Source organism: Parafilimonas terrae, from assembly GCF_900115755.1.
GTDB classification, from domain to species: Bacteria; Bacteroidota; Bacteroidia; order Chitinophagales; family Chitinophagaceae; genus Parafilimonas; species Parafilimonas terrae.
Window position 1 is genome coordinate 54,368 of record NZ_FOXQ01000015.1, and the last position, 26,648, is coordinate 81,015.

Here is a 26,648-nt window from a genome sequence, read left to right on the forward strand (position 1 = left end):
TTATAAATTGAATAACAGAATTTACAGTTACAAAGTGCTACAATGCATCGGCAATACGTATTGCAAAAATGCCTTGTTTGGAAATATCGTTGGCCGTAATGGAAGAAAGATCCAACTCCACATCATTGCCTTTTTGCTTCCATGAACATGCATTTTTTGCACCTGTTATTGTTGCTTTTGCTGAAGCTGGCAATCTTAAATTTTTCAAGGTGAATTTAGATTGATAGAAAGGCAGGATGCAATACAAATCTTTACCTTTTTTTGTAAAGAAACATTCAACAAAAGCGGAATCCTTTTTAGGAACCGTCATTTTTGCAATGCTATAACCAGCCATATAGCTTTTATCTTTCTTATCTGGTTTCACACCACCACTCCATTGATAAGATTGTTTATAAGCTTCCGTTTCATAAATAGCATCGCCATATAATTTAAGCCAGTCGCCCATATCAATTAAACGCTGCTGCATAATAACAGGAATGCGGCCGTCAGCCGTGGGGCCAATATCCAATAAAAGATTGCCACCTCTTGAAACAATATCGCATAACATTAAAATAAGGTCGTGGCTCGATTTATAATCATCCAATTGCTCGTTGCGGTTGTAACCATAAGAATGGCCGATGCCCTGGCTTTCTTCCCACACAACATCTGCATTCATACCGCTTCCATATTCAGAAGTGGTATAAGTACAGCCTGTGTTTTTGCCGCGGGTATTGCTGCCCCACCTATCGTTTATAACCACATCATCTTTTACAGGCGAATCATTAAAAAGCCATGCTAATAGCTTCGTGCTTTGCCATGCCGTATCACTGAGTTCCCATTCGCCATCTGAAAAAATAACGGAAGGCTTGTACTTTGTTACAAGGTCTTTGAATTGCGGTATCATGTGCTCGCTTACAAATCTTTTTTTATCTGTTTGCCACAATGGGTTAAACCATTCATACAAAGAATAATAATAACCCATTTTCAGGCCTTCACTGCGAACAGCGGTGGTAAGGTCACCAAGCAGGTCGCGGTGCGGTGTTCCTGTAACCGCATTCCATGGCCGGCCCCAGTCGCGGTCTGCTTCTGCATTATTCCATAAGCAATAGCCTTCGTGATGTTTTGAAGTAAGCACCACATATTTTGCGCCCGATCTTTTAAACACATCAGCCCATTGTGCAGGGTCGAACATCTCTGCTTTGAACATAGGCTCAAATTGCTGGTAAGTAAAATCTTCACCATAATTTTTATTATGAAAGGCAAGGAAATCTTTTTGTTTTTCCTGCAGGCGGTACCAATACCATTCAGCATAACTATAACCGCTGTTGGGAATTACCGGAGCATACGACGGCACGGCATATACGCCCCAATGTATAAAAATGCCAAACTTATCCTGGTGAAACCATGCAGGTATTTTGCGTTGGTTTAATGATTGCCAGTTATCCTGGTAAGTTTGTGCATGAAGTGTTGAAAGTGCAAGCGATAATACAAGCGTGTAAATAAGTTTTTTCATATATGCAATGGATGAGGCGTAAAGATATTGATCACATAAACAATTAAAGTCTTTTGATAAGTTTTTTATACTCCGCAGTAATAAATCTATTTATTGTCAGTTAAATTCTGGAGTGCTGCTTCAATCGAAGGATATAAAAAACTAAACCCTGCATCATGAATTTTTTTATTGCTCACCGTAGCGCTTTTTAAAACTTCAATGCTCATTTCACCCATTATAAGTTTTAAAACAAATGCAGGAACATAAACAGGCATGAAAATTTTGCCGCGCATTTTATGTGCAAGCTTCAGCGTAAAAGTTTTATTACTCACCGTTTCATCAGCAACAGCATTGTAAATGCCATGTATATTTTCATGCTCAATAGCAAACAATAAAAGCCTGCATAAATCATCAATATGAACCCAGCTTATAATCTGTTTACCGTTGTCCAATATGGCTGCAACGCCTGCTTTAAGCGGTTTTTTAAATTCAGCAAAAGCGCCGCCTTCTTTACTCAATACAATGCCAAACCTTGTAATAACTAAACGTTTATTCAACGCTTCAACAGGTTTTATACTTTCTTCCCAAAGTTTGCAGGTATTGCCTAAGAAATCATTATTGGCAGGCGTATCTTCTGTAAACCCGTTTTGTTTTGAAGCAGTTGTATCAGGCCCATACCAGCCAATAGCTGACGCACTTACAACCGTTTTAATTTTATTCGGAATTTCTTTAAGCGCTTTTACAATCAGTTCACCGCTTTTAACACGGCTTTCAACAATTTCTTGTTTGCGTTTGTCAGTCCATCTTTTTGCTGCAACATTGGCGCCGGCAAGATGAATGATATAATCTGCGGAAGCAATAGCTTCCTTATCTATCTCTCCTTTTTCTACATTCCATTTTGCATAAGTAATGTTATTGATTTGCGGACGTTTTGTATCACCCCGAACTAACACAATTACTGAATAACCTTTGCCTGCTAAGAATTGTTGCAGCGCCCTGCCAATCATTCCCGTTCCTCCTGTGAGTAAAATTGTTGCCATGTTTATTAGTGTTCAATGCAACAAAGTTTATTGCTTATTATGTAAATAAAAAACACCTGCTTTATGCAAGTGTTTTTTATACAATCATACAGCATCCCCTACTTTATCTCATTTATCCATTGCTGCACAAATGTTCTTGAAGTTTGCACTACATCACTGCCCGCACGAAAAGCCATTTTCCATTTATTGTTTTTGGCTTCATATTTTTGATCTGCAAAATATAGCTTACCATTCCTTTCAACTGTTGCAGCATTAAAATCAACATCTGCAGTTGCCGTCATAAATTCTTCCAGCCTTTTCTTTACAAACAACATGGCATTATCTGGATATTTCTCCTGCCATTTAGCTGCTTTACTTGCAGAATCTTTTTTGTAATACTCAAGTGTTGTTGAATAATTATCAGCATAATATTTTAGAAACTCGTTATCAGGTTTCTGTAAATCTTCAAGATATTTTTTTGCATCATCCAGCGAGGATTTGAATGTAGTTTTATCTTCTGCTGTAGCGTTATCATAATATTTCTGTGCATCATCAGCAGTTTGCTTTGCCTGGTCAATTAATTCTTTTCTGTATGCTTCGGGCGTTGCCGGAACGGGTGGAAACGAGGGTTTATGATTTTCTTTTTCAGCAGCATATAACCGCGCAAAATCATCAGAACTCAAATACTTTTTTGTGTATGACAGTAAATCCATGGCAACGGCGGCGCGGTTGCCCGCAGCAATGTTTTTTACATTTTTAATGCCCCAGGTTTGCATATAACCATTCAGGATGCTGCTGCTAATTTTTTCGTTTGCCTGCGAAGCGCTGATCCCGATAGTGGCAAAAACATCATCGTTAAATTTGGTTGTTTTAAAAGAAATTAAAGCATAGCAGGCCGCTGTTAAAACAAGCGCTGCAAGGTTAAATCTCATGCAGTGCATAATAAATGAAATATGTTTGCCGGTACGCATAAAAATGTTTTTTGTTTGATTAATTTGATTATTGTTTTAGTTGTGCAACACAAAGCTCAACACATTTTTATACGCTTTAAATATGCCCACGTATGAATTGTATTAAATGATTGATGAGTTGTTATAAGGCATTCAATGTTGAAAATAAAAATTGAGTAATTTTAAAGTTTAAGATTAACCCTATGGCCATCGATCAGGACAATAAAATATTTCAGCTTGCAGAAAGCCTGGTAAATGAAAGCAACCGTAATATTTTTCTTACAGGAAAAGCCGGTACCGGTAAAACCACTTTCTTAAAACATATCAGGCAGCATTGCATCAAGCAAATTGCAGTAACAGCGCCAACCGGCGTTGCGGCTATTAATGCAGGCGGCGCAACCATTCATTCTTTTTTCCAGTTGCCTTTATCGCCTTTTATGCCCGAAGCAAGAGGTTTTATGCAAAACGACAGCATGGTAAATAAACACAGCCTGCTGGGAAGAATGCGTTTGAATAATGAGAAGCGTAAAGTGCTGCAGCAACTGGAGTTGCTGATTATTGATGAGATCAGCATGGTGCGGTGTGATACGCTGGATGCTATTGATACGGTGTTGCGGCATTTTCGTTATCGCAACAGCGAACCTTTTGGCGGCGTACAGGTTTTATTCATCGGCGATATGTTTCAGTTGCCGCCAATAATTCCCGATAACGAATGGAATTTATTGCGTGATTTTTACAGCAGTCCTTATTTTTTTGACAGCCAGGTAATGCGCCAGTTTCCGCCGGTATATATTGAGTTTCAAAAAATATACAGGCAAAGCGATGAAAAGTTCATTCATCTTTTAAATGAAGTTCGGCACAATAACCTGAGCGATGCCGGGATGGAACTGCTGAACAGCCGTTACGATCCCTGGTTTGAATTGAGCAGTAATGATGGTTATATTTTTCTTACAACACATAATTATAAATCAGACAGCACTAATGCGGAAGAGCTTGCAAAACTGAGGCAAAAAACTTTTTCATTTAAAGCTGAAGTAACCGGCGAATTCAGCGATAAGGCTTACCCCGCAGATGAAAAGCTTGAACTTAAAGTTGGAGCGCAGGTAATGTTTGTTAAGAATGATAAAGAACGTGTAAAAAGATATTTTAACGGAAAAATAGGAACGGTTACAAAGATTGAAGACGATGCCATTTTTGTTCAATGCAAATATGAAGATGATGAAATAGAAGTGAGCAAAGAAACCTGGGAAAATGTACGTTATTCTGTTGACAAACAAACGCAGCAACTGGAAGAAGAAGTGATAGGTAAATTTGTTCAGTATCCTTTACGGCTGGCCTGGGCCATCACTATTCATAAAAGCCAGGGGTTAACGTTTGATAAAGCTGTAATTGATGCAGGCCGTGCATTTGCGCCCGGCCAGGTATATGTGGCATTAAGCCGCTGCACATCATTAAATGGTATTGTTTTAAAAAGCCAGATCACACCTTCAGGATTACAAACGGATAAAAAAATTATTGAATTTTTTGGGCACAGCACAACGGAAGAAAGCCTGCAGGAACAACTATATCAATCCAAAAAAATATACCAGCAAAGCTTATTATTAGCATTATATGATTTTACTGCAACTATAAAACAATGCAGTGCATTAAACAAGATCGTGAAAGACAACAAAGCTGCCTACAATGCAGAACTGCTGCTTTGGTTAGATGAAGTTGAAAAAGCTTTAAATGCATTGCAAACTGTTGCCGATAAGTTCAAACTCCAGTTGAACAAACTTTTTATAACAGATGAATTGCCTGAAGAAAATAATGCTATTCAGCAAAGGTTGCATTCAGCCGCCGGTTATTTTATAAAGCAGCTTGATGAACTGATGGAAACACTAAAGCAGTCGCCAGCCAGCACTGATAGCAAAATGCACGCAAAAGCTTACAACGATAATCTGAAAGAAGTTTTTGTTTTGCTTGCAGAAAAGAAATACCTGCTGCAATCATGTATAGAAGATTTCTCTGTGAACCGGTATTATTCTTTTAAAAAAGACTTTGTTGCTCCACCGTTTTATGTGAATGCTTATGCAACTGCATCGGAACAAAAAACGGAAACACCTCATCCCGATCTGCATAAAAAATTAAGGGAGTTAAGAAATAAAATATGCGAGCAGAAAAACCTGCCTATTTATTATGTAGCTAACAGCGCCACCATTGATGAGATGGCTTTTTACCTTCCACAAAATTTAGATGAAATCGTTAAGATAAAAGGCTTTGGCCAGGCAAAAGCAAAACAATACGGTTATCTTTTTTTAGAGGTGATTAATGAATATTGCAATGAGCATAACGTTACTTCATCCATTGCCGGCAAGCAATCAAAAAAAGAACGTAAACAGAAAACTGAAACGGTAAAAGAAGATACTAAAAATGTAAGCTATACATTGTTCAGGGAAGGAAATTCTGTTGAAGAAATAGCTAAGCTGCGCAATCTTGCTATTGGAACAATTGAAGGCCATCTTATATTTTATATTAAGCGTGGTATGATATTAATTCATGAACTGGTGGAACAGGAAAAAATCGTTTCAATACAGCCGCACATAGAACATTTTGAAAATGGCGCTTCCATCACATCCATAAAAGAAAAACTGGGCGATAACATAAGTTATAGCGAAATAAGAATGGTGCTTGCTGCAAGAGAATGGGAAAGGACAAAAGGTAAAACTGATAAAGAAGATTAGAAGCCTGAGCTAAAAAATATCATCAATAGTTACTGGCCTTACGCATCAAATGAAATTAAGCGGTTTCCTGAAGCGCCTGTTCGTTATTTAGATCCATCTTAATCAAATAATCCAGCCAAGCCCCCAAGCCTTCATTAATTTGTTATGAATGTTCCTGGTGCATAACTTCATATTTCTTTATTGAAGATTGCTTTATGAAAAATCGTTTTTATTCAATCATTACATTGATATTATTATGCCTGAATGTAAACGCGCAGCAAACCATACAGGAAAAATTAGGTTATTCAAAAGATGCAAAATTATTGATACTGCATGCAGATGACCTGGGCTTGTCTCATTCAGAAGACTCTGCAAGTATTTATTTGCTGGAAAAAGGTTTGATAAGCTCAGGGAGCATCATAACCCCAGCCCCCTGGTTTTCAGAAATGGCCGCTTATGCGGCACAACATCCTAATGCAGACCTGGGCATTCATCTTACACTTACAAGTGAATGGCAATATTATAAATGGGGCGCTGTTGCAGGTAATGACAAAACCAAAAGTTTACTGAATGCCAACGGTTATTTTTATAATGATTTAGACAGCCTTGGCAAGTTAGCCAGGCTTGCTGAAGTTGAAACAGAATTACGGGCGCAGATTGAAAAAGCAATTCATTCCGGCATTCGCCCTTCGCACCTTGATTCTCACATGGGCAGTTGCTTTTTTAATAAAGATTTTTTAAAGATATATCTGAAACTTGCACGTGAATATAAATTGCCATGCCTGCTAAACACAGCCGCCTTCAAAATGGTTTACCAGGTGGATATAAGTGATTTAATAACCGATAAAGATGTGCTGACAGATAATGTGTATATGGCTTTTCCTGCAAACAGGTTGCAGGGTATGGATGCTTATTACACGCAGATATTGAACAACCTGCATGCCGGCCTCAACTGCATTTTGTTTCATGCTGCTTATGATGACGATGAAATGAAAGCCATAACTATGAACCATCCTGATTATGGGGCAGCATGGCGGCAGGAAGATTTTAATTTCTTTTCCAGCGAAATGTGCAGGCGGCTATTAGCTAAAAACAATATTCATCTCATAACCTGGCGCGAAATAAAAGATAAATTAATGCCATAATAATAAAACTGACTCCATTTTATAAAAGGAGTCAGTTTTATTTTGAAAAGTTTGAATACCCATCAATCAACTTAACTAATTGCTCTTAATTACCTTTTTTACAAGTTTTGAATTACCAAAGTTTACTTCGAGCATATACACGCCTGAGGCAAGTCTTGAGCCATCAAGTGTCAACCTGTTGGTGCCTTTAATAAGGTTAACGCCAGGCCGTTGCAACACTTTTGCACCAAATGAATTGTAAACCGTTACATCGGCTTTCCCTTCACCCTTCGCATTTATGGTTAATGTAAATGACTGTGCAAATGGATTAGGTGCAATATTTATACTCTGATCGGGTAATGTATTTGCTATAGCTGCGTTTGGCGCTACTGAAGTATCAGCCTTTAAAGCAACAGGACTTCTTAATCCTTTTTCAGCATCACTCATTATTACTCCTTCAGACATAGCCCACCTTGTAACAGAACATGGTTCGAGATAAGCAACAAAGCTGGAACCGTTTTGAGCAGTGAAACCAGGCAGCAGGATTACTTTATCCCTTGCTGTGAAATAGGTGGTAGTACCGCCTGGTGTAATGGTGGTTGTGGAACTGCCGCCTCCATAGGTTGTGCTGATTGCCTGCACCCATGTTCCGCTTGCAGGATAATTGCCATAAGCATACTGGATGTATGCAGGTGATTGCGATTCTACACCAACGGCATGCCAGGCATCGCCAACAGAAATTATTTCCTGTGAGCATTGGCCGTATAAATCCCAGGCGGCCCGCAGCGATGCATACCTTGCATCAATATATTGCGAACCGGATGTGAGATATTCTGTTAATGCACGATATGCAATAAGCCTTGCCTTAAAGCGCGTTATACCTATTACATTATAGCTTTCTCCTTTATCATTGGTGCCGGTTCCGCCTTCAGACAGCAGATAAAACCAGTGATTCTGTACACTACTGTTTGTATGCACGCCTCCATTGTCCGCGGTTCCGGTGTACCAATTAGTTCCCTTATATGTATCGGGATCGCCATAAGCATTAGGATTAATAAAACTTCGTATGGCGCCGCGATCTGCGCCAACGAGATAATCATTGATGCCTTCAGACCAGCTTTCAACCATTTCTCCAAAAATATCGCTGAATGATTCATTCAAAGCGCCTGATTCATTTGCATAATCTAATCCGGCTTCAGATTGGGTAACGCCATGTGTAAATTCATGCCCCATTATATCGTTTGTATTCCAGTCATCGGTGGCGGCGCTTGTGCTTCCCGCGCCAAAAATGGTGCTGTTGCCGGTACAACCCCAGCAGGCATTGTTAAGGCCGAGGCCTGGCTGGTTTGAATTGTTATATGCAATCATATCCCCGGCTGCATTATTCCAGCTTGTACGTGCATGCTGCCCCAGGTAATAATTATAAGTTTGCTGAGCGCCCCACATTGCCTGAACAGCAGATTGCGTTAAAGCTGTTGCGCCCCAGGCATTATCTAAGTCAGTGTAATAAGTGTTGGATGCGGAACCTCCGTTGCAGTTATAAACATATATATCTGTTGACTGGCAATTATTGTGTGAGCGATAAACGCTTCCTGTATATTCAGTGTTAACGCTTACTGAGCCATTAAAAGCTGATGTGCCGGTTCCTGCTGAACAAGCCATCGAAATATCAACAGTACGCATAACCTGGCCGGTAAGCGCATTAACAAAAACTTTTTTTGCCATTACTTCAGATTGATCCGGATAAATATTGAATTGCCACGCCAGCCGGTAATCTGCGGGATTGAATTTGCCATCATATTTAACAGGTGCATATACTAACTCTCCTTTTGGATAATAGGTGGCGTTCTGATCTTTTTGCTGGCGCTTCAGCTCTTTCTCCATTTCTGCATTTTGCCATAAATATTTACCGGCATTCATAAATTGCAAGGCTGCATTCAATGCGCTTTTTTCTGTAACAGATGGTGAGCTTCCCAATTTTAAACCGGTAATAAGCCGGCCGTTAGCTGATGCTACAAACCCATCGGGTTGCTGATGTACGATATATTCTCCATACTCTACAGGATGATTTTTATAATACTGCTGGTATTTATAGTGCGAAAAATTTATTTCGTCTTTTTTTACTTTTTGAATAATCATATCGTCGTTATCCGATAATTCAAAAGCAGTTTTAAAATCTTTAAATATGGATCTTGGTTTTATAGACGAATCTTCGAAGAAAGTAATCCATTCCCTTGTGCTGCCCGCTTTAGCCATTTTCTGAAGCTTTGCGCTAAGCAGTGTTCCCACCTGGCCAAATGCCGAAGCCGCAATAAGTAACGGCAGCAGCAACAATGGCGGCCGGATATTCCCGGTGATGTATTTTATAAAGCTTTTCATGTCAAATTTTTTTAGATTGATAAACTTATTTCTTCAGTGCTTCAATATCTGCCTGAAGCTTTTTGTTTTCTTTGCTTAACTGGATGACATACAGGGTAAGTTCTTCAATCTTTTCCATCATAGCTTTATTCATCTCGGCTACTTTTAAACCATCTTTTTCAACTTCGCTTGCCGGTGCAATGCCTGGCAAATGTTTATTGTCGTTTATATACTTTTCAAGCTCATCTATTGACCTGAGTTTATAATCTTTTTCAAATACATAATCACACCACCCGGTTTCAACACGTACTTCTTTTGCGCGTATGGTACCGCATACTTCAAGCCTGTAAACAGGCGCTGTAACACCAATGCCAACATTACCATTTGAAAGATTTACTGTCATCCTGCTTGAACCGGCGCCAAGAAAGTCGAATTGGTCTCCGTTATCGGAATATTGCAAACCCCATGTAGGAAAGCCGGGTGAATGAGCGATAACCATACGGGCAGCATTAACGGTGCCTGAAGCAAACATATACATCATTGGCGCCGGTGTAGCGCCGGGGTTGGCAAATTGAATGGACTGTGTGCCTTGCGTAAAAGTCAGGTTACCTTCTAATGTCTGATTTCCAACTACATGAAGTTTATTAGCCGGTGTAGCCGTACCTATACCAATGTTACCATTTGAAAGATTGATGGCCAGTTTGCTTGATCCGGCGCCGAGAAAATCAAACTGGTCGATGCCATCATTATATTGTAAGCCCCAATCCGGATAGGATGATGAATGGGCAAGTACCATGCGATTGTTATTGGCGGTACCGGATTTAAACATGTATATCATGGGCTTAGCTGAAGCGGGTGGGTTTGCAAACTGGATCAATTGATTCCCTCCCACAAAATTAAGATTGCCCGATAGTGTTTGACTTCCTACTACATGAAAAATTGTAGTGGGAGTGGCAGTTCCTATTCCTACTTTGCCATCTGCCGTAATTCGCATTCTGTCAACCCCTTTTGTAATTATGCGAAGTGCATGGTTATTGGTCGTACCCAAAGTTGTGTCGCTTGCTGACGCATTACCGCCAAATTTCCAGTTTTGAGCGTTTATTTTTTGCAGGCTGCCAATTATTAATGCAGCTACCGCCAATGCGAGTGTTAAATTCTTTTTCATGTGAGTGTTTTTATAAATAAAAGATTAGCGCTTACTCTTTTAAAAGGTTTTCAGCTTCCCCTTTGTTTTGCAGATAAAAGCAGTTAACATATTGATTAGTTCATCAATGATAAATAAATAGAAGTAAAAGGATTGAAGACTTCAGTAATAAAGAAAGCTGTTTAAATAGTCGTAACCAATTTCCAACAGGGAACAAATTCTTGTGTTTCTCTCAAAATTATTAGCACATTAAAGTTAGAGTTTTTTGCTTTGAAAGAAAAATTGTTTAGAGGAACAATAATCACATTTACACGAAGCCTGGAGAATAGAAATCCAACAGGGAATCATAATGCTTTCAAAATAAAAATTTTATAAAAGTGCAACCCTTTAATTCACCAAACGATGACTTTAATTATAAAGTCTTTTCTCCAACAAACTGATCGCTTTGGTGTTTAAACAGCACGTTGAAAGTGGTGAGGCTGCCGTAAATGCGGGTAATATATTGCTGAAGATCTATCTTATCTTCATCGGATAATAATTTATGGGCATTAATGCGCTGTTCCATTACGCGCAGCCTGTCACGAAGCATAACGATCTTATGAAAAAATGTTTCAATGGGCACTTCTTTTTCTTTTAAAGCGCTATCGCCGGGTTTTAAAATCATCAGCCCGTTTTTCCATTTATCGCCCAAAGGAATTATTTCTGTAACATCGCTCCATTCACGCAATATTTTTATTAATGCATCTTCAGCCTCCGAAAAACTCACATTATACTCCGGCTCAATTTTTTCGATAACCTCAAGCTCAAAATCCTTTGGCACGGGTTTTATTCCTGCTTCTGTAAAGCAAACATCATAGTTTCTTTTATTCAAACGAATAACTACACCCGTTCCAAAAGACGGATGTTTAACACGTGAACCAATTCCTAAAATTTCCATTGATAACTTTTTATAAAAATAATGATGCCGTTCATGTCAAAAGATTAGAATAGCCTGAATATCCACTCAACTAAAAATATAATTATGATGGCGCCTACGATTATTATACCAAATACATAAGGCATCAATCTCTTCTTTTCATCATCGTTGTTTAACATAGAACAAAATTAATAATGAAAGCGCAGGCTGCTAACATATCATTTATTTCATGAAGCAAACTCGCTTAATTCCAGCCAGCGCATTTCCTTTTCTTCAAGTAAGGTATTAATTTGCTGAAGCCTTTCACTTACACTCGTAATTTCTTCAAAACTAATATTGCCGCTCATTTTTTCCGTAAGCAGTTTTTGTTCTGTTTCAAGCTCCGGAATTTCCTTTTCCAATAATTCGAATTCACGCTTTTCTTTATAGCTTAATTTTTTGCTGACAGTTGGCTGAATGTTAGTAGCCGGTTCTGCTTTTCTTCTGTTATCTTTCATCTGTGAACTGTCAACTGCTTTCTTTTCTTCCAATCTATATTGTGTGTAATTACCCGGGAAATCTTTTACATCGCCATCGCCTTCAAATACAAATAAGTGGTCAACCAGCTTATCCATAAAATAACGGTCATGCGATACAATTAAAACACAGCCGGGATAATCGAGCAAAAAATTTTCCAGCACACTTAACGTTGGTAAATCAAGATCGTTGGTGGGCTCATCAAGAATTAAAAAATTAGGATTACGGAATAATACCGTTAATAACTGCAAACGCTTTTTTTCGCCACCGCTTAATGATGAAAGAAAAGTGTATTGCTTTTCCGGTGGAAATAAAAACAGCTCTAAGAACTGGGCTGCGCTTAAGCTTCCGCCTTTTGCCAGCGGGAAACTTTCTGCAAAAGTTTTTACATATTCAATCACCCGCATGTCTTCTTTTATCACCAAACCCTGCTGTGAAAAATTGCCGAACACAACCGTGTCGCCAATATTTATTTTACCGCTATCCGCTTCTTCAATGCCTTGCAGGATATTGATGAACGTTGATTTACCAACACCGTTCTTACCAATAATCCCGATGCGTTCGCCTTTGTTAAACGTATAATCAAACCCTTTAAGGATAACTTTATCGCTATACGATTTATAAACTTTTTTCATTTCGGCGATCTTGCCGCCGAGCCTGCTCATTTTTATTTGCAGTTGCAATTGAGCATCTACAATTTTTTGTTTGGCCTTTTGTTCTGTTTCGGTAAATGCATCTATGCGGCTTTTAGATTTTGTGGTGCGTGCCTTGGGCTGCTTGCGCATCCATTCCAATTCTCTTCTGTATAAATTTCTTGCCTTATCAATGTTCGCCTGTTCATTTTCTATGCGTGCTGCTTTCTTTTCTAAATAATTTTCATAATCGCCTTTGTAAGTGTATAATTTCGTGTTATCAATTTCCCATATTTCATTACATACGGCATCTAAAAAATAACGGTCATGCGTTACCAGCAATAAGGTTACATGCTGCTGGCTTAAATAATGTTCAAGCCATTCAACCATTTCTATATCGAGATGATTGGTTGGCTCATCCATTATCAATAAAGTATGTTTGTGTTCAAAACCAATATCAATAAGCGTTTGGGCGAGTGCAATGCGCTTTCTTTGCCCGCCGCTTAATTCACTGACGTTAGACTGAAGATGATGAATATTAAGCTTGCCTAAAATTTGTTTTACGCTGCTTTCAAATTCCCAGGCATTCAATTCATCCATTTTAATTAATGCAGCTGACAATTTTTTTTCATCGTTAAGTTCTATGGCATTTTCATATTCTTTTATAGCAGCAATGATGGGGTGATTAGTATGAAAAATATTTTCAAGCACCGTTTTATTTTCATCAAATTTTGGTTCCTGTTCAAATAAGGCAACAGTTACATCTTTGTTTATCCAAACCCCGCCATCATCCACGGTTTCTCTGCCGGCAAGTATTTTAAGCAAGGTACTTTTACCAAAGCCATTGCGGGCTATTAAGGCAATTTTATCGCCTTCTGATATATGAAATGAAATGTTTTTAAAAAGATCGCCGGCGCCAAAACTTTTCGTTATTCCTTCTGCAGATACATAATGCATGCGGCAAATTTAGTTATTCGTGAATCGTGAATCGCCAAACGGGAATGACAAGTTGCAGATGACTTTTAAATGCGTGATTGATTTCAAAAAAAATATTTATAAGAAATTTATAAATCAATGTGCTGAAATAACAATGATCAAGTTCAGGCATTTCCACGTTTGACGTTGTTTATCGGCATTAAAGTTGATTGAAGCTAAAAAACGTTTAATATGTACGAAGACTACATTACCACACAGGATGAAGCTATTTGCCATTTGTTTTTGCATTGCTGTTTTAAGGATGGAAATTTTACGCAGGAAGAAGTAAATACTGTGGCCTCAAAATTTGTTGACCTGCAAATTCATAAAGACCTGAATTTTAAAGAAGAGCTGATGCATTACAAATCATACAAAGAAAATATGGGAGATGAAGAAGAATTTCTGCAATATGTATTGAAGCTGATAAACCCCGTGCAAAACCTGGCGCTATATTCTTATTGCATTGAATTATGCTTAAGCGATCAGCAATTAACAGCAGAGGAAGATGGATTGCTTTGCAGGATTGCAGGGCAGCTCGACATTAATAATGATGATAAGAATATAATAGACAAGCTTATCACCCAGCGCAAAGCTGTTGAGATAGAAAAAATATTTTAGATATTTTTAAGAAGGTGTATTAATATTTGCCGCCAGTTGCCTTGCAGCCTTGAGTTTAGGCACTATTATATATAAGGCAACACCTGCTATAATTAAACCAAGCGAAATTATTTCGGCCTGCGTGGGATTGATGCCGAGAAAATGATATTTTGTATTTACACGGATATGTTCCACCAAAAAACGCTCAATGCCATTTACAAAAAGATAGATAGCAAACAGCCTGCCCGGCATTTTTATTCTCTTTCTTATTGACCATAAAAAAGCAAATAATAAAAGGCAAGCCACAATTTCATAAATAGGAGTTGGAAAAACAGGCAATGGCAAATGGTTGCAATAATTATCCCAGGTGCATCCAAAAATGGGGATGCCTTCGCTGTTTACGTTATGCGGGTAAGTGTAGGCAAAGAGCCAATTAGGTAAACCCAGGAAAGGCTTTACTGCTGCATGCTGCACTTCGTTCAGCGAGCCAAACTGGCTTACGTAATATTGTGCATTATCAGCGAGCACTTTTTGAAATTCAGAAGATGAGCCCGCCAATTGAACACCACCTTCTGCATTGCTCACAAAAGCGCTGTTTATAATGCCCCAGTCGCCATCGCCGGCAACCTGGCAGCCCATCCTGCCCCATCCGTAGGCAAACATTAAACCTGGCGCACAGGCATCTGCAACATTTATAAAACTTATTTTATTCTTTCTGAAATAATACAGCAATGCAAGCGAAGCCACAATTAAACCTCCATAAAAAGTAAGGCCGCTTGCAGAAAACAAATTGCCAATAGGATCTTGTATAAAACGGTCCCAGTTTTCAAGGTTATCGAAGATTTTCGCACCTGCAAAACCGGCTACGGCAGCAATAATAGTTATATCGCCAACGCGGTCGCTTGGCCATATACGTATATTTCTTTTTTCAGGCTTAGGCAGTTTTGCCTTGTTCTTTTCCCACCATTTAAAACCGGCAAAAAACAATCCCAGCAAAATGCCTGCAGGCAAACTTCCCAGCGACGAAAAAATAAATTCCTGCGGATCATTTAATGCGCCTTTAATAATAAAAATGCCAAGAATTTTATATCCCAAAAGAAAACCGAGGAAAAAATTTATAAGCAGTTCTGCTATACTTGCCGGTTTGCCAATTTCAATTGTTACTTCTTTATAAACAAAATAACCCAGCGCCTGTTTGCGCTTTAATTCTTTTACCAGCAGCCATGCACACACCAAAAAAGATATGGCAACGCAAAAACCAAAAGTGTTTACAATTTTCAAAGCGGGCAAATTCCATCCAAAAACATCTTTAAATAAATAATATAGATTGGGATACATGCATTTATTTTAAAACGTGCAATGATACTAAAAGAATAAACCCTTTGCTCAAAACGCGCTGGTTATAGCTTAAACATAAACAAACAAATGATAGGAACGCAACTGAAAGAAAGAATTTTGACAAAAAGTCGCAATATATATTCATATTTTGAAATTTTGTCATGCTTTTTATAGTTATAATGCAATTTTTTCCTGGGAAATGCTATGGTATGCTGTTTGAACATTATGAAGCAAAATAATTAAAGAACATAAAAAAACAAATACTATGGCAGCCTTAGTAAAACGTAATTACAGAACTTTCGACAACTTATTTGATGAATTATTCAGCAATTTACCGGCAACAGTTGGTAAAGAGTTTGGCTGGAATAATCCCCCGGTGAACATTCATGAAAACAATGATGGTTTTCATCTTGAATTAGTTGCACCAGGTTTAAAGAAAGAAGATTTTAAAGTAAATGTTGAAAACGGTTTACTTACTGTGGGCTACGAAAAGAAGAGCGAAACAGAAAACAAAACCGATAACAACGATTACAAAACCCATCGCCGCGAGTTTAATTCCACAAGCTTTAAACGCAGTTTCCGTATAGATGATGTGGTAAACGTAGAAGGCATACAAGCTAAGTATGAAGATGGGATTTTAAAACTTTTCCTTCCAAAAAAAGAAGAAGTAAAAGTTTTACCTAAAGAAATTACCATACAATAAGATTTTTTCGTAGCAGTTGGTTTTGGTTAAACCCCGTGTTTTTACATGGGGTTTTTTATTGTTTACTCATAAACTACAAACTGAAATCCCAGAACATGTGAACGCAGAAACTTTTTACGGCACAGGATCATAACCGCTTTTACCCCAGGGATGACATTTTGAAATACGTTTAATGGCAAGCCACCCGCCTTTAAATACGCCGTATTTTTTTAAGGCCTCCAGTGCATAGTTGCTGCATGTTGGCGTAAACCTGCATTGCGGGCCTAATATTGGTGAAATTATTTTCTGGTAAATTTTTATCAGCAATATAAACGGGTAGCTAAGTATTTTTAATATCCACTTCATGTATTAATCGTTGTATGCACAACTGCATTTTTTCTTTCAGCAAAATATATTCCGGTAACGTTTTGTCAATATATAATAGAAATACGGCGAGTTTTTTATTGCGTTGGCCAAGAGCTTCGTGCAATGAAAGTTTTTCTGTCCGGTAAGCTTCACGCAGCAAACGTTTAACCCTGTTGCGATGCACTGCTTTTTTAAAATGCCTGCTGCTTACGCCAACGCCCGTTTTAATAATATTATCCTGCATATCATCTGCAAAAGCAAAAAAAACTTTTAGTGGAAAGGCCGTAAAACTTTTGCCTTTTTTAAATAAGGCATCCAGTTGCTTCCTGCTTTTTAGCTTTTCCTGTTTGTTATATGAGAATTCTTTTGTCAATTTTTTAGGCAATCTATGCACTCCTATTTATTGAGGGTTATTACAGGTTATCATGAAATGACTTTGTTTCATACACATTTAACCTGCTTCTCAAATGGGCAATTTCATTCTTCATATTCTGAACCCGTTCCAGCAGGAAATTAATAGCTTCAATGCCCTGCATATTTATATCGAGCTCATAATGCATCCGTATAAATTTTTCAAGTGTTTGCAGTTCATCTTCTTCAAGAAATTCATCTGCATCAACCCTTACAGTTTTTATAAAACCGTATTGTTCCAGTGAATGAATAAACGATAATTCAATCTTATAGTGTTCGCAGCAAACCATAGCAGGCACAAGGTTCTTATTTTCCATAACTATAATTTAGATAGCTCTTTAAATAATTCTTTTTGTTTTTTGGTAAGATTGGTGGGTATTTTCACCTGCCATGTTACAAACAGGTCGCCAAACCTGTCTTCCTGTTTATACACCGGGAAGCCTTTGCTTTTTAGCCGGACGATGCTTCCGTTTTGTGTTTCTGCATTTACTTTCAATTTTATCTTACCGCCAAATGTTTCCAGCATGTATTCGCCGCCGAGAACGGCTGTATATAAATCTATTTCTGCAGTGGTATAAAGATCATTGCCAACGCGTTTGAACCTGGGATCATCATCAATTTTAAATGTTATATACAAATCGCCATTAGGGCCGCCATTTACACCAGCACTGCCATAGCCTTTCAATTTAATAACCTGTTCATCTGCTATGCCGGCAGGCACGGTAATTCTCACCTGTTTGCCATCGATGGTAAATGTTTGCTTATGGGTTGTATAGGCATCACGCAGGCTTAACTGCAGCGAGGCGTTGTAATCGTTACCCCTGAATTTTGCACGTGTACTCCTGCCACCGCCACCGCGTGTATGACCAAACAATGATTCAAAGAAATCTGAAAAATCGCCTTCATGCTGGCCACCCGAATAAGTGTATTCCTGCCAGCCTTGCGAAGATTGATTGTGCTGCTGCCTTGCCTGTTCATATTGTTCTGCATGTTGCCAATGCTCGCCATAAGCATCATATTTTTTACGCTTTTCAGGATCGCTTAACACCTCATTGGCTTCATTTATCTGCTGGAATTTTTTATTAGCTTCAGCATCATCCGGGTTAAGGTCCGGATGATATTTTCTTGCAAGCTTGCGATAGGCTTTTTTTATTTCATCTTCTGTAGCATTCTTCTCTATGCCTAATGTTTTATAATAATCTACAAATGCCATTCTACTATATGTTTATCAGGCTAAGTTAAAAATGAATATAATAGTTTAATGCATCAATGTTCAATTTTATAGAAAGCTTAAACGCCCATATTAAATAAAAACGCCCCGTTAATTGCGGGGCGTTTATAAATTTTTAATTATTGCAAAAGATAAGTTCTGGGTATGGGCAGGTTTTTACTTTCTATATCCCATATTATACTGGAAACTTTCCAGCCATCTTTTGTTTTAATAAGCTGAAAACTGTTAACACCTCTTTCTGCGGGCATATCTGTTCTGTTGATATACGTTTTATAAGAGCTGATGCGTTGAGCAATTTTTCCATACTGATCTGTTCTGCCATAAATTTCTTCTTCACTAAAAGATTGCACCTTGCTTGTTTCAACATAATTTTTATAGGCTTTTACAAAATCGCCGATTGACAATATTTGTGCAGTATCTGCAATAAAATTTATGAGTTGCGCCTGTGGTATAAAAGCATATTGAATACTATCAAATGCCGGTTGCGTTCCTGCTGAAAAACCAAGCGATTTATAAGCATTATCAACCGCCTGTTTAATTGCAGCTTCATCCGTGTTTGTTGCTATGGCTGCGGATGTGTTTTTATCAGGAGAACTGCAGGCTGTAAAAAGAAGTAAAATAAGGGATGCATGTACAATCTTCATAAAATTCTTTTGTTGAATAAACTGTTTTTAGATAAATGAAGGTAAATTTTTTATTCTGTATATTGGCTGCAGCATAAGCAATAATGAAACTGCAAGTTTTAAAATTTTTATAAATGAAATATTCTGCTTCGCTTTTATTCAGCCTGCTTTTAAGCACTTTTTGTTTTTCGCAAAATGGCTTTACCAGTTTGTTTGATGGCAAAACGCTTAATGGATGGAAACGCATTGTGGGCTCAGGAAATTATACTGTTGAGAATGGGATGATTACAGGCACAACCGTTGCCGGTTCTCCCAATACATTCCTGGCAACAGAAAAAGAATACGGCGATTTTATACTGGAGTTTGATGCAAAGGTTAATGATACAGCCAGCAACAGCGGCGTACAGGTAAGAAGCCATTATGATGCCAATGAAATAAATGGCAGCAACAAAGGCCGTGTGTATGGCTACCAGGTTGAAGAAGATGCATCATCAAGAGCCTGGAGCGGCGGCATTTATGAAGAAGCGAGGCGGGGCTGGCTTTATCCTGTTACACTTAATCCTGCCGCACAAGATTTATTTAAGACCGGCGAATGGAATCATTATACCATTGAATGTATTGGCAACACTATTAAAACCTGGATAAACAATAAACCCGTTGCTACTTAATTGATGATGTTTCTGCAAAAGGCTTTATAGCATTGCAGGTACATGCCGTTTCGAATGCTTCAATGGCGGGTAAAAAAATGTATTGGAAAAATATTAAGATTAAAACAAGCGATCTTACGCCAAAGGCTTTTCCAAAAGATGTTTTTATTGTAAATACCATACCCAATAATCTTTCAAAAGACGAAGCAGGTAGCGGATGGAAATTATTGTTTGATGGCAAAACTTCAAATGGCTGGCGCGGCGCTTTTAAAAAAAGGTTTCCTGATCATGGCTGGAAAATTGACAGCGGCATGATAACTGTTTTAAAATCGCATGGTGAGCAGGGAAAGAATGGCGGAGATATTGTTACATTAAATGAGTATAGCGCCTTTGATCTTACATTCCAGTTTAAGTTAACGCCAGGCGCTAACAGCGGTGTAAAATATTTTGTAACACTCAACGAAAAAAGCGACAGTTCTGCTATTGGACTGGAGTACCAGGTTTTGGATGACAAGCTTCACCCCGATGCAAAGCTTGGCAGAAATGGCAACAGGACATTATCATCTTTATATGATATGATCCCTGCCAACAAAAGTGAAAGATATTTTAACCAGCCCGGCAAGTGGAATTGGGGAAGAATAATCGTTTACCCCAACAATCATGTGGAGCATTGGCTGAATGGTATTAAAGTATTGGAATACGAACGTGGTTCAAAAGAATTTAAAGACCTTGTGGCGATAAGCAAATATAAAATATGGGAAAACTTTGGCGAAGAAAAAGAAGGCCATATTCTTTTACAGGACCATGGTGATGAAGTTAGCTATCGCAGCATTAAAATAAAGGAATTGAAGTAAGCGGTTCTTATTGCAAACGCATGCGTTAATATGGAATACGGGTTCTATTAAAACTGTTACACTCCAAGGTTTACTTCAGCGCGAATTGCCTTTAAACCTTTTACGCCCTGCAGTTGCTCTAATTCCAATAATTCAATGGTTGGCTTCAAAATATTTCTTTTCTGCAATTCCTGTATATAACCTGTATATTCTTTTTCATGCTGTGGCTGTGTATAAATAATAGCCAGTTTTCCAGGCTGCGTAAGCCTTTCGCCGGTTTGTTTTATAAGCACTTTATCAATGCGCTTTTTTATAACATGATAACGGATGTTATAACCGCCTTCCACATCAAACCGCTTTTCATCCATTCTGAAAGTAATGGCTATTGAAGATGCATTTACATAAATAAGCTGTGTTGTTTGCAAATGAACAGGCAGGGACTGCGCAGATGCATGCACCAGTTTGGCAACCGCAGCCATGTTCTCAAGCTGCAGATACCTTAGTTCATTCAGGTAGGTTTTCTGATAAGGTTTTTGAGGCGAAATGGATTGCCCCAGGTACATGTCGTATTCAATACCATCCGTTCTTACCTTCTCAAAATAAATAGGATATTTCTTTTGCAGTTCTTCCTGCATCTTTGAAAAATGATCTGAAATAATGAAGTTGATACACTGCATTGAATTTTCGAGCACGCGCCTGCTTTTATAGGCTTTCCCGTGCTTCATATCTATATCCCGGTAATAAGTATTGATGAGGTTTTTATTATGCATTTCGTCACCCTCTATTTGCTGCAGGTAAGCGTCGAGTTTCTCCATAAAATTATCTATCAATGCTTCTTCATTACCTGTAAATGACGACTCTGGCAATTCCAAAAAACTATTGGCTTCATCCGTCAACTCATTAATGACTGCTTCATTCTGTATATGTAATTGTTTTAAAAAGTTTTTTACCATCTTAAAATAATAACGCATGTCGTTATGCAGCGCATTATTTCTTTCAATGGTGGAGTTGCGGATGTCGATAGCACCATACAGCGGATGCAAATGGTCGAAACGTATTTCTTCCATATTCCTTACTGAATCAGCATCGGCATTTTTAATATAATTCCAGGCTACTTCATTAAACTTCCATAATACCGATGATTGAACAGCAGTAAAATTTTGCCTGATAACGTTAGTAATGCCAGCAGCAAAATCTGTTTGTGTCTGGTGCATTAACTGGCCAAGGATTGGGGTAGCAGCATCAATTCTCGAAACAAGATCATCATCTATCAGATCCGCGTGTTTTGCTCCAATTTCCAAAACACCGGCAACTTCATTATTGTAAAACACAGGGGTGATTATATAACCCGCATAACCCATTTGCCTGAAGGCTTTATACACACCATCACCATGCTCATTTTCAAAAGCGCACTCTTTTTTAATAAGTGTTTTCGGGTGTTCGTAATACTTGTTTATCCATTCAACAAAAGTTGATTCAGGAATATCCAACTTCTTGGAAATATTAATTAAAATACTGTGTGCATAATTTCCATAATAAGAAACCAATCTGTCATTCAATTTCAAAAAAGGCAATAAACCAAATGTAATATGCGGCCTTCCGCATAACTGCATGAGCAGTTCAAGTATATTTCCATACGTTGCACTATAATCATCAGGATTGTGTTTAATGATGGCACTGCGCATTTTATGCAACGCATACCTTGCTGTAATATCTTTTGTGGTGATTATTGAAAAACCGGAAAACGAGAACATTGAAAGTGGCAACATTCTTTCAAGTTCTTTAAGAGAATCTATATCGGATAACTGCTGCTGTACCTGGTTAATATTAATTTCAGGTAATTCGCCGGTATATTCAACTTCAACAAAACGGTTATTAATGTTTAAGTTAAAATACCGGGTAAGATGCGTCTCGTTATCCACCCGCGCATGCACCATTTCTTCCTGCACCAGCGGCTGAAAATCATACAACCGCTCTAATATCAGTTCATATTTTTTCTTTAGTTGCCTGAATTGGATCAGCTCTTTTCGCTCCTCGGCAAATTCCATCTTAACATCAAAAGATTTATTATGAAGAAGATGGTTGAATGCTTCTGTTTCTAAAAAAAATATGGGATTAAAAGGAACGCCCAGTGCCAGTGCAAAATCTTTTTCATTTGACAGATGTGGCAGCACAACGCCTTCCAATAAATTAAAAAGATTGGAATAGTGTTTTAAATCGTAAATGCTTATTGTCTTAAGCAGTTCAGGATAGCGTTTAAAATGCTTTAATACAAACTTGAAAAATTTGGATTTGAGCGAATCGTCTTCATTTGCTTTTTTATTAAGAAATTCAACAAATTTTTTAAAGGAAACACGTGTGTTATCATCATTCAAAAAATCATCTGAAGGAAAAATATGAACTACCTGGTGCTGCATGGTCTGCTATTCTAAATGAGTAGAATAAATAATAAATACTGTGCAAATTTTACTTTTTATTAAAAAAACGACAAGATGTCTTATTCATGCTCAAAACCTGAACCCAAATGAAATATATGGATACCAGCCTTCCTCAGAATAAGCCAATGTTGCACGCAACAAAAACAATTGGGCTGGTGCAAAATATATTCCACCGCCAAAGCCGTTATGCCATTTCGCGCTGTTTTCATTATCAACCCACACCCGCCCCACGTCAAAAAAACCAAGCAAACCAAACTGCCCCGGTAAAACATAGCTTGCAATATCTGCGACCTTGATACGCATTTCCGTATTGTTATATAACATTTGCTGCCCTGCAAAACGATATTGCCTGTAACCGGATAAATTATCTTTTCCATCCAAAAAAAGTAACTGATAAAAAGCAGGCTTGCCAAATGTAACGCCACCGCCAAGCCGGTTTGCCAGCACTACAGAGCCACTGTTGGTAATGCTTTTATAAACCGCCACCTGCGGAATTATTTGCGTGAATGCATTTGAATAATCATTCAGTCCGGCATACGATTGCATGCGGACATTTATATATGCGCCAAAAGTGGGCAGCATTTTGTTATCCCTTGAATCGCTTGTAAAATTTATAACTGCACCAAGATGAAATTTATCATCGGTTATAACAGCACTATCGTAAGTATTTAACTGCGATATATGTTCAATAAACCGGCCCTTGTTTTCATCTGCATCATAACGATAATATTGGAATGACGGCCCAATTGTAACACTTGTTTTATTGCCCCAGCGCAAGGCTGCATTTGCCGTATATAAATCAAAACGCGCCCGGTAATATTTTTTATAATCCCCGGTCTTATCAAATGCAGTTTCATTACCTGCGCCAAAAAAATTCTGTGTATTGTCAGGCGCTTTTGCAACACCATTTAATAACAGGTCTGCTTTACCAACTGCATCTTTCCATTCGCCGCTATAAACAATCCTGAAAGCTCTTGTTGAAAAAGAATGCCCCACGCCAAATTGCTGCACATTGGCCCACGGCGTTTTCCTAAAACCTTTATGCGTGTATTTAAAGCCGGCGCCAAGGATTATGCCGTCATCGATATTATAACCGGCGACAAGCAATGGCTGCCACCTGTTATACAAATCAACAGGGATATATGCAGTATTGGCTGAATCGTTTGAAAAATGCCTGCGTAATTTATTGGCATCACCGGAAATGTTTACATTATTGGTATAATTATAAATAATTGGTTTTTTATTTACCTGCTCTACATTATATGTTTTATTATCGCCCCTGCCAATAACCCTTATTAATATTCTTCTGTTAGACGTATTGAAAACAATGCTATCATTTCCATCATTAACGTATAATCTTATTTCTTTGGTAATGGATGGATCAAACGACTTATAATATAATTGCTGCTTTACATTTCTTTCTTTTGAAAGCTTGTGAATGCTAACAAGAACATTATTATTTAAAGTATCTTTTATTTCAACCAGTTCATTCTTATCCGATGTTTGTATATCCACAATTTTATTAAGGAAGAAATAATATTCATCAAATGCTTTAGGCAATACGGCCCTCCTGTTTTGAAGATTTTTCAATAAGGTGCTGTAACGGATATTGTAAGCGCTTGCAGGCAATCTTTTCAAAGCTGTATTTAATACGCTGTCGTTTTCTGCCGTAACAAAATCGTTTACAATATTCATCCATTGTGCATGATCTAACTGGTTTAAAAAGCGGCTGTTTAAATCCCTGCTTTCCCACATAAAATCATTAATGCTGCGTAGTTTTTTATAATCCTGCATAAACCACAAAAACCAGGGCAGTGAAGAAACGCCCGGCAGCAAACCTTCATTCACATAAAAAACCTGGTCGCGGTCTCTTGGCACAGCAAAATAAGTTTTACCACCGTTGTTATTTTTGTTATAAGCAAAGCGCCATTGGTCATTATGGCGGTCCCAGTCATTTATCAAAACATCTAATAGCCTTGCACGTAAAAAAAGTGCCGTATCAAAATTATTATCGTTATCATCAATAAGCTTACGCATCATTTTTTCTGTTTTGTCCGACTCACCTTCCGGTTCACGTTCTTCCAGCAGGTTAACCGTATTGGCAAATGTGTTGGCGTAGATGCCCAATTTTTTATCAGGCGCTACCCATCCAATTTCAGGATTGGTATGCGGTACGTTTGCTGCATCAGCCAACGGCGGCACTATCAGCGCAGAATATGGATGCTGGGCGCTCATGGCATCATTGATCCAATCGCCGGCAAACGTTTGGCGCAAAGCCTGTGGCAGCAAGACTTCCGGATATTTATTCACGCTGCGCAACACATATTCTTTGCCATCTTTATCTTCCAGCCTTAATGAATAAGACTGATGACCACCGCCACGTTGTGTGGGTGTTAAACCGCCTTTTTCAGCAGATATTTTTATAACCGGTAATGTGGTTGGCACAGACCATTCCTTTCGATAATTTTCACCAAACAACCAGCGATGAAACCCGCTGACAGAATCGTATGAAGGATGAGTAGCCACTGTAGTACTATCATCAGGAATATTATTGATGGCGGCTTCTTCCAGTTGCTTTATTGGTGTATAATTAAAAGTGTAACTGAAAACATTTTTAAAACCGCTATCAGTTTCAGCAACATAATAAGTAAACCTTACGCTATAATCGAGTAACTGGTCGGCAACAACATAGCCCGGCGCTTTTTGCGCATACATGGAATGTTTACCTTTTTTTACAAACGCTTCTTTAGCGCCTGCGCCGCTCACCACCTGTATATTATTGGCTTCTTTAATAAACTGCATGCCGTGCTCATGGCCTGCAACATGCACGAGGTTTGGAAAAGTATCAAACACATTATTCACGCGGCTGATCATATCCTTATACCAGGGATGGATTGCATCTTCAGGATTTGCAAACAGTTTACGCAGCAGCGGGTACAATGAACCCACAATCGGCATTGGAACATATAAACTTTTATTGGCGGCAGTTAATGGAAAGATGTGGTCTTTCCAGCCATAGTAACCGCCATGATGGCCATAACTTTTAAAGGGATGATGATCTGCAAGCAGGATAGTTTTATAACGGTTCTTATAAAAAAGCTCTTCCAGTTTTGAAATTACTTCATCATTTGTATTGCAATCACAATCGGCTTCTGCATTTGTTTTATCATGTTTGAATAACCACCATTCGCTGTCAAATGCAATAATGACAATATGATCGTTGATGCTGATTTCATAAGGGCCGGGGCAGCCATCCGGTGGAACAACTTTTAATAAACTGTCATTCTGCTGATCTATAAAACGCCACTGTGCTTTCATTTTGGCAAGGCCGTTCCCGCCCATCCTGTCCCAATCATGATTGCCCGGCAAAAAATAAACAGCCGCGTTATTACCACGCATAGGCTGATACTGCGCCCGTAAAATATTTTTAGTTTGTTCTTCTTCTTTACTGCCTGGCAAGCCCATGCCCGTGGGATAAACGTTATCGCCAACATACACAACCGTTGTTTTATTGGGAAGTACTTTTTGTGCAGCGCTGCCAATAACATTGTTTTGCTGGTTATCAATTTCTCCGGCATCGCCAACAAAGATTATTCTGTGCGAAATACTATCCTGTGTGTATGCTGTTGCAACTGTTGCGATGAAAAAAGATGATAGTAAAAATTTCATCATAAT

Annotated in this window: 21 protein-coding genes; 6 read left to right on the forward strand and 15 right to left on the reverse strand. The window is 38.4% G+C overall.

Features of this window, described 5'->3' with window-relative positions; all coding sequences use genetic code 11:
* Positions 1 to 37 precede the first annotated feature (37 nt).
* The 3 genes from BM015_RS18840 to BM015_RS18850 form a co-directional block, all read right to left on the reverse strand.
* Positions 38 to 1,492, reverse strand: coding sequence for an alpha-L-fucosidase (locus BM015_RS18840; RefSeq protein ID WP_090662460.1), 1,455 nt, complete (start codon positions 1,490 to 1,492; stop codon positions 38 to 40).
* Between the two features lie 86 nt (positions 1,493 to 1,578).
* Positions 1,579 to 2,511: a TIGR01777 family oxidoreductase gene (locus tag BM015_RS18845; protein WP_090662462.1), complete on the reverse strand. Its 933-nt coding sequence runs from the start codon at positions 2,509 to 2,511 to the stop codon at positions 1,579 to 1,581.
* A 98-nt stretch (positions 2,512 to 2,609) separates the two neighbouring features.
* The gene (locus BM015_RS18850) at positions 2,610 to 3,422 is read right to left on the reverse strand and encodes a hypothetical protein (protein ID WP_143075924.1); all 813 of its coding nucleotides are present in this window, start codon (positions 3,420 to 3,422) and stop codon (positions 2,610 to 2,612) included.
* Between the two features lie 221 nt (positions 3,423 to 3,643).
* Here BM015_RS18850 and BM015_RS18855 point away from each other — a divergent pair, with 221 nt between their 5' ends.
* Both BM015_RS18855 and BM015_RS18860 read left to right on the forward strand, forming a co-directional pair.
* Positions 3,644 to 6,163, forward strand: a complete 2,520-nt coding sequence (locus tag BM015_RS18855) for a helix-turn-helix domain-containing protein (RefSeq protein WP_090662466.1) — start codon at positions 3,644 to 3,646, stop codon at positions 6,161 to 6,163.
* A 194-nt stretch (positions 6,164 to 6,357) separates the two neighbouring features.
* Positions 6,358 to 7,287 (forward strand): polysaccharide deacetylase family protein, encoded by a 930-nt coding sequence (locus tag BM015_RS18860; RefSeq protein WP_090662469.1) that lies wholly within the window; start codon positions 6,358 to 6,360, stop codon positions 7,285 to 7,287.
* Positions 7,288 to 7,362: 75 nt separating this feature from the next.
* Here the strand turns inward: BM015_RS18860 and BM015_RS18865 are convergent, their stop codons facing one another.
* From BM015_RS18865 to BM015_RS18880, 4 genes are all read right to left on the reverse strand, one after another.
* Positions 7,363 to 9,645: a M4 family metallopeptidase gene (locus tag BM015_RS18865; protein WP_090662471.1), complete on the reverse strand. Its 2,283-nt coding sequence runs from the start codon at positions 9,643 to 9,645 to the stop codon at positions 7,363 to 7,365.
* A gap of 25 nt (positions 9,646 to 9,670) precedes the next feature.
* On the reverse strand, positions 9,671 to 10,789 hold the full coding sequence (locus BM015_RS18870; RefSeq protein WP_090662474.1) for a hypothetical protein: 1,119 nt from the start codon (positions 10,787 to 10,789) through the stop codon (positions 9,671 to 9,673).
* Between the two features lie 391 nt (positions 10,790 to 11,180).
* On the reverse strand, positions 11,181 to 11,705 hold the full coding sequence (locus tag BM015_RS18875) for a hypothetical protein (RefSeq protein WP_090662476.1): 525 nt from the start codon (positions 11,703 to 11,705) through the stop codon (positions 11,181 to 11,183).
* 206 nt (positions 11,706 to 11,911) lie between these two features.
* On the reverse strand, positions 11,912 to 13,789 hold the full coding sequence (locus tag BM015_RS18880) for an ABC-F family ATP-binding cassette domain-containing protein (protein ID WP_090662478.1): 1,878 nt from the start codon (positions 13,787 to 13,789) through the stop codon (positions 11,912 to 11,914).
* A gap of 210 nt (positions 13,790 to 13,999) precedes the next feature.
* On the opposite strand from BM015_RS18880, the gene BM015_RS18885 reads away from it, so the two are divergent.
* Positions 14,000 to 14,425 carry a tellurite resistance TerB family protein gene (locus tag BM015_RS18885; protein ID WP_090662480.1) on the forward strand — a complete coding sequence of 142 codons (426 nt, stop codon included), beginning with the start codon at positions 14,000 to 14,002 and terminating at the stop codon, positions 14,423 to 14,425.
* Between the two features lie 6 nt (positions 14,426 to 14,431).
* Here BM015_RS18885 and BM015_RS18890 read toward each other — a convergent pair whose 3' ends face one another.
* Positions 14,432 to 15,742, reverse strand: coding sequence for a prolipoprotein diacylglyceryl transferase (locus tag BM015_RS18890; protein ID WP_090662482.1), 1,311 nt, complete (start codon positions 15,740 to 15,742; stop codon positions 14,432 to 14,434).
* Positions 15,743 to 16,007: 265 nt separating this feature from the next.
* Here BM015_RS18890 and BM015_RS18895 point away from each other — a divergent pair, with 265 nt between their 5' ends.
* Positions 16,008 to 16,445: an Hsp20/alpha crystallin family protein gene (locus tag BM015_RS18895; protein WP_090662484.1), complete on the forward strand. Its 438-nt coding sequence runs from the start codon at positions 16,008 to 16,010 to the stop codon at positions 16,443 to 16,445.
* 114 nt (positions 16,446 to 16,559) lie between these two features.
* On the opposite strand, the gene yidD is transcribed toward BM015_RS18895, so the two are convergent.
* The 5 genes from yidD to BM015_RS18920 all read right to left on the reverse strand — a co-directional run bounded on the left by yidD (position 16,560) and on the right by BM015_RS18920 (position 19,076).
* Positions 16,560 to 16,790: a membrane protein insertion efficiency factor YidD gene (gene yidD, locus BM015_RS18900; RefSeq protein WP_177191962.1), complete on the reverse strand. Its 231-nt coding sequence runs from the start codon at positions 16,788 to 16,790 to the stop codon at positions 16,560 to 16,562.
* Positions 16,765 to 17,163 (reverse strand): ribonuclease P protein component, encoded by a 399-nt coding sequence (rnpA, locus tag BM015_RS18905; protein WP_177191963.1) that lies wholly within the window; start codon positions 17,161 to 17,163, stop codon positions 16,765 to 16,767. The genes yidD and rnpA overlap by 26 nt, the downstream gene beginning before the upstream one ends.
* A gap of 40 nt (positions 17,164 to 17,203) precedes the next feature.
* Positions 17,204 to 17,518 (reverse strand): chaperone modulator CbpM, encoded by a 315-nt coding sequence (locus tag BM015_RS18910; RefSeq protein WP_090662488.1) that lies wholly within the window; start codon positions 17,516 to 17,518, stop codon positions 17,204 to 17,206.
* A gap of 2 nt (positions 17,519 to 17,520) precedes the next feature.
* The gene (locus BM015_RS18915) at positions 17,521 to 18,414 is read right to left on the reverse strand and encodes a DnaJ C-terminal domain-containing protein (protein ID WP_090662490.1); all 894 of its coding nucleotides are present in this window, start codon (positions 18,412 to 18,414) and stop codon (positions 17,521 to 17,523) included.
* A 137-nt stretch (positions 18,415 to 18,551) separates the two neighbouring features.
* Positions 18,552 to 19,076: a hypothetical protein gene (locus BM015_RS18920; RefSeq protein ID WP_090662491.1), complete on the reverse strand. Its 525-nt coding sequence runs from the start codon at positions 19,074 to 19,076 to the stop codon at positions 18,552 to 18,554.
* Positions 19,077 to 19,189: 113 nt separating this feature from the next.
* On the opposite strand from BM015_RS18920, the gene BM015_RS21930 reads away from it, so the two are divergent.
* A complete protein-coding gene (locus tag BM015_RS21930) occupies positions 19,190 to 19,723 on the forward strand; it encodes a 3-keto-disaccharide hydrolase (RefSeq protein ID WP_245751501.1) in 534 nt (177 codons plus the stop codon).
* Positions 19,724 to 19,800: 77 nt separating this feature from the next.
* Positions 19,801 to 20,556 carry a 3-keto-disaccharide hydrolase gene (locus BM015_RS21935; protein ID WP_245751502.1) on the forward strand — a complete coding sequence of 252 codons (756 nt, stop codon included), beginning with the start codon at positions 19,801 to 19,803 and terminating at the stop codon, positions 20,554 to 20,556.
* A 56-nt stretch (positions 20,557 to 20,612) separates the two neighbouring features.
* Here BM015_RS21935 and BM015_RS18930 read toward each other — a convergent pair whose 3' ends face one another.
* Both BM015_RS18930 and BM015_RS18935 read right to left on the reverse strand, forming a co-directional pair.
* On the reverse strand, positions 20,613 to 22,952 hold the full coding sequence (locus tag BM015_RS18930) for a hypothetical protein (protein WP_090662492.1): 2,340 nt from the start codon (positions 22,950 to 22,952) through the stop codon (positions 20,613 to 20,615).
* Positions 22,953 to 23,042: 90 nt separating this feature from the next.
* Positions 23,043 to 26,645, reverse strand: coding sequence for a BamA/TamA family outer membrane protein (locus tag BM015_RS18935; RefSeq protein WP_090662493.1), 3,603 nt, complete (start codon positions 26,643 to 26,645; stop codon positions 23,043 to 23,045).
* Between the last annotated feature and the right edge of the window lie 3 nt (positions 26,646 to 26,648).

Bases quoted from the DNA above. Each gene is read 5' to 3' on its own strand.
- BM015_RS18930 (WP_090662492.1), bottom strand. From the start codon at position 22,952: ATGCAGCACCAGGTAGTTCATATTTTTCCTTCAGATGATTTTTTGAAT.
- BM015_RS21935 (WP_245751502.1), top strand. From the start codon at position 19,801: ATGTATTGGAAAAATATTAAGATTAAAACAAGCGATCTTACGCCAAAG.
- BM015_RS18895 (WP_090662484.1), top strand. From the start codon at position 16,008: ATGGCAGCCTTAGTAAAACGTAATTACAGAACTTTCGACAACTTATTT.
- BM015_RS18915 (WP_090662490.1), bottom strand. From the start codon at position 18,414: ATGGCATTTGTAGATTATTATAAAACATTAGGCATAGAGAAGAATGCT.
- BM015_RS18880 (WP_090662478.1), bottom strand. From the start codon at position 13,789: ATGCATTATGTATCTGCAGAAGGAATAACGAAAAGTTTTGGCGCCGGC.
- BM015_RS18920 (WP_090662491.1), bottom strand. From the start codon at position 19,076: ATGAAGATTGTACATGCATCCCTTATTTTACTTCTTTTTACAGCCTGC.
- BM015_RS18910 (WP_090662488.1), bottom strand. From the start codon at position 17,518: ATGGAAAATAAGAACCTTGTGCCTGCTATGGTTTGCTGCGAACACTAT.
- BM015_RS18890 (WP_090662482.1), bottom strand. From the start codon at position 15,742: ATGTATCCCAATCTATATTATTTATTTAAAGATGTTTTTGGATGGAAT.
- BM015_RS18840 (WP_090662460.1), bottom strand. From the start codon at position 1,492: ATGAAAAAACTTATTTACACGCTTGTATTATCGCTTGCACTTTCAACA.
- BM015_RS18885 (WP_090662480.1), top strand. From the start codon at position 14,000: ATGTACGAAGACTACATTACCACACAGGATGAAGCTATTTGCCATTTG.
- BM015_RS18870 (WP_090662474.1), bottom strand. From the start codon at position 10,789: ATGAAAAAGAATTTAACACTCGCATTGGCGGTAGCTGCATTAATAATT.
- BM015_RS21930 (WP_245751501.1), top strand. From the start codon at position 19,190: ATGAAATATTCTGCTTCGCTTTTATTCAGCCTGCTTTTAAGCACTTTT.
- yidD (WP_177191962.1), bottom strand. From the start codon at position 16,790: ATGAAGTGGATATTAAAAATACTTAGCTACCCGTTTATATTGCTGATA.
- BM015_RS18855 (WP_090662466.1), top strand. From the start codon at position 3,644: ATGGCCATCGATCAGGACAATAAAATATTTCAGCTTGCAGAAAGCCTG.
- BM015_RS18845 (WP_090662462.1), bottom strand. From the start codon at position 2,511: ATGGCAACAATTTTACTCACAGGAGGAACGGGAATGATTGGCAGGGCG.
- BM015_RS18865 (WP_090662471.1), bottom strand. From the start codon at position 9,645: ATGAAAAGCTTTATAAAATACATCACCGGGAATATCCGGCCGCCATTG.
- BM015_RS18860 (WP_090662469.1), top strand. From the start codon at position 6,358: ATGAAAAATCGTTTTTATTCAATCATTACATTGATATTATTATGCCTG.
- BM015_RS18850 (WP_143075924.1), bottom strand. From the start codon at position 3,422: ATGAGATTTAACCTTGCAGCGCTTGTTTTAACAGCGGCCTGCTATGCT.
- BM015_RS18935 (WP_090662493.1), bottom strand. From the start codon at position 26,645: ATGATGAAATTTTTACTATCATCTTTTTTCATCGCAACAGTTGCAACA.
- BM015_RS18875 (WP_090662476.1), bottom strand. From the start codon at position 11,705: ATGGAAATTTTAGGAATTGGTTCACGTGTTAAACATCCGTCTTTTGGA.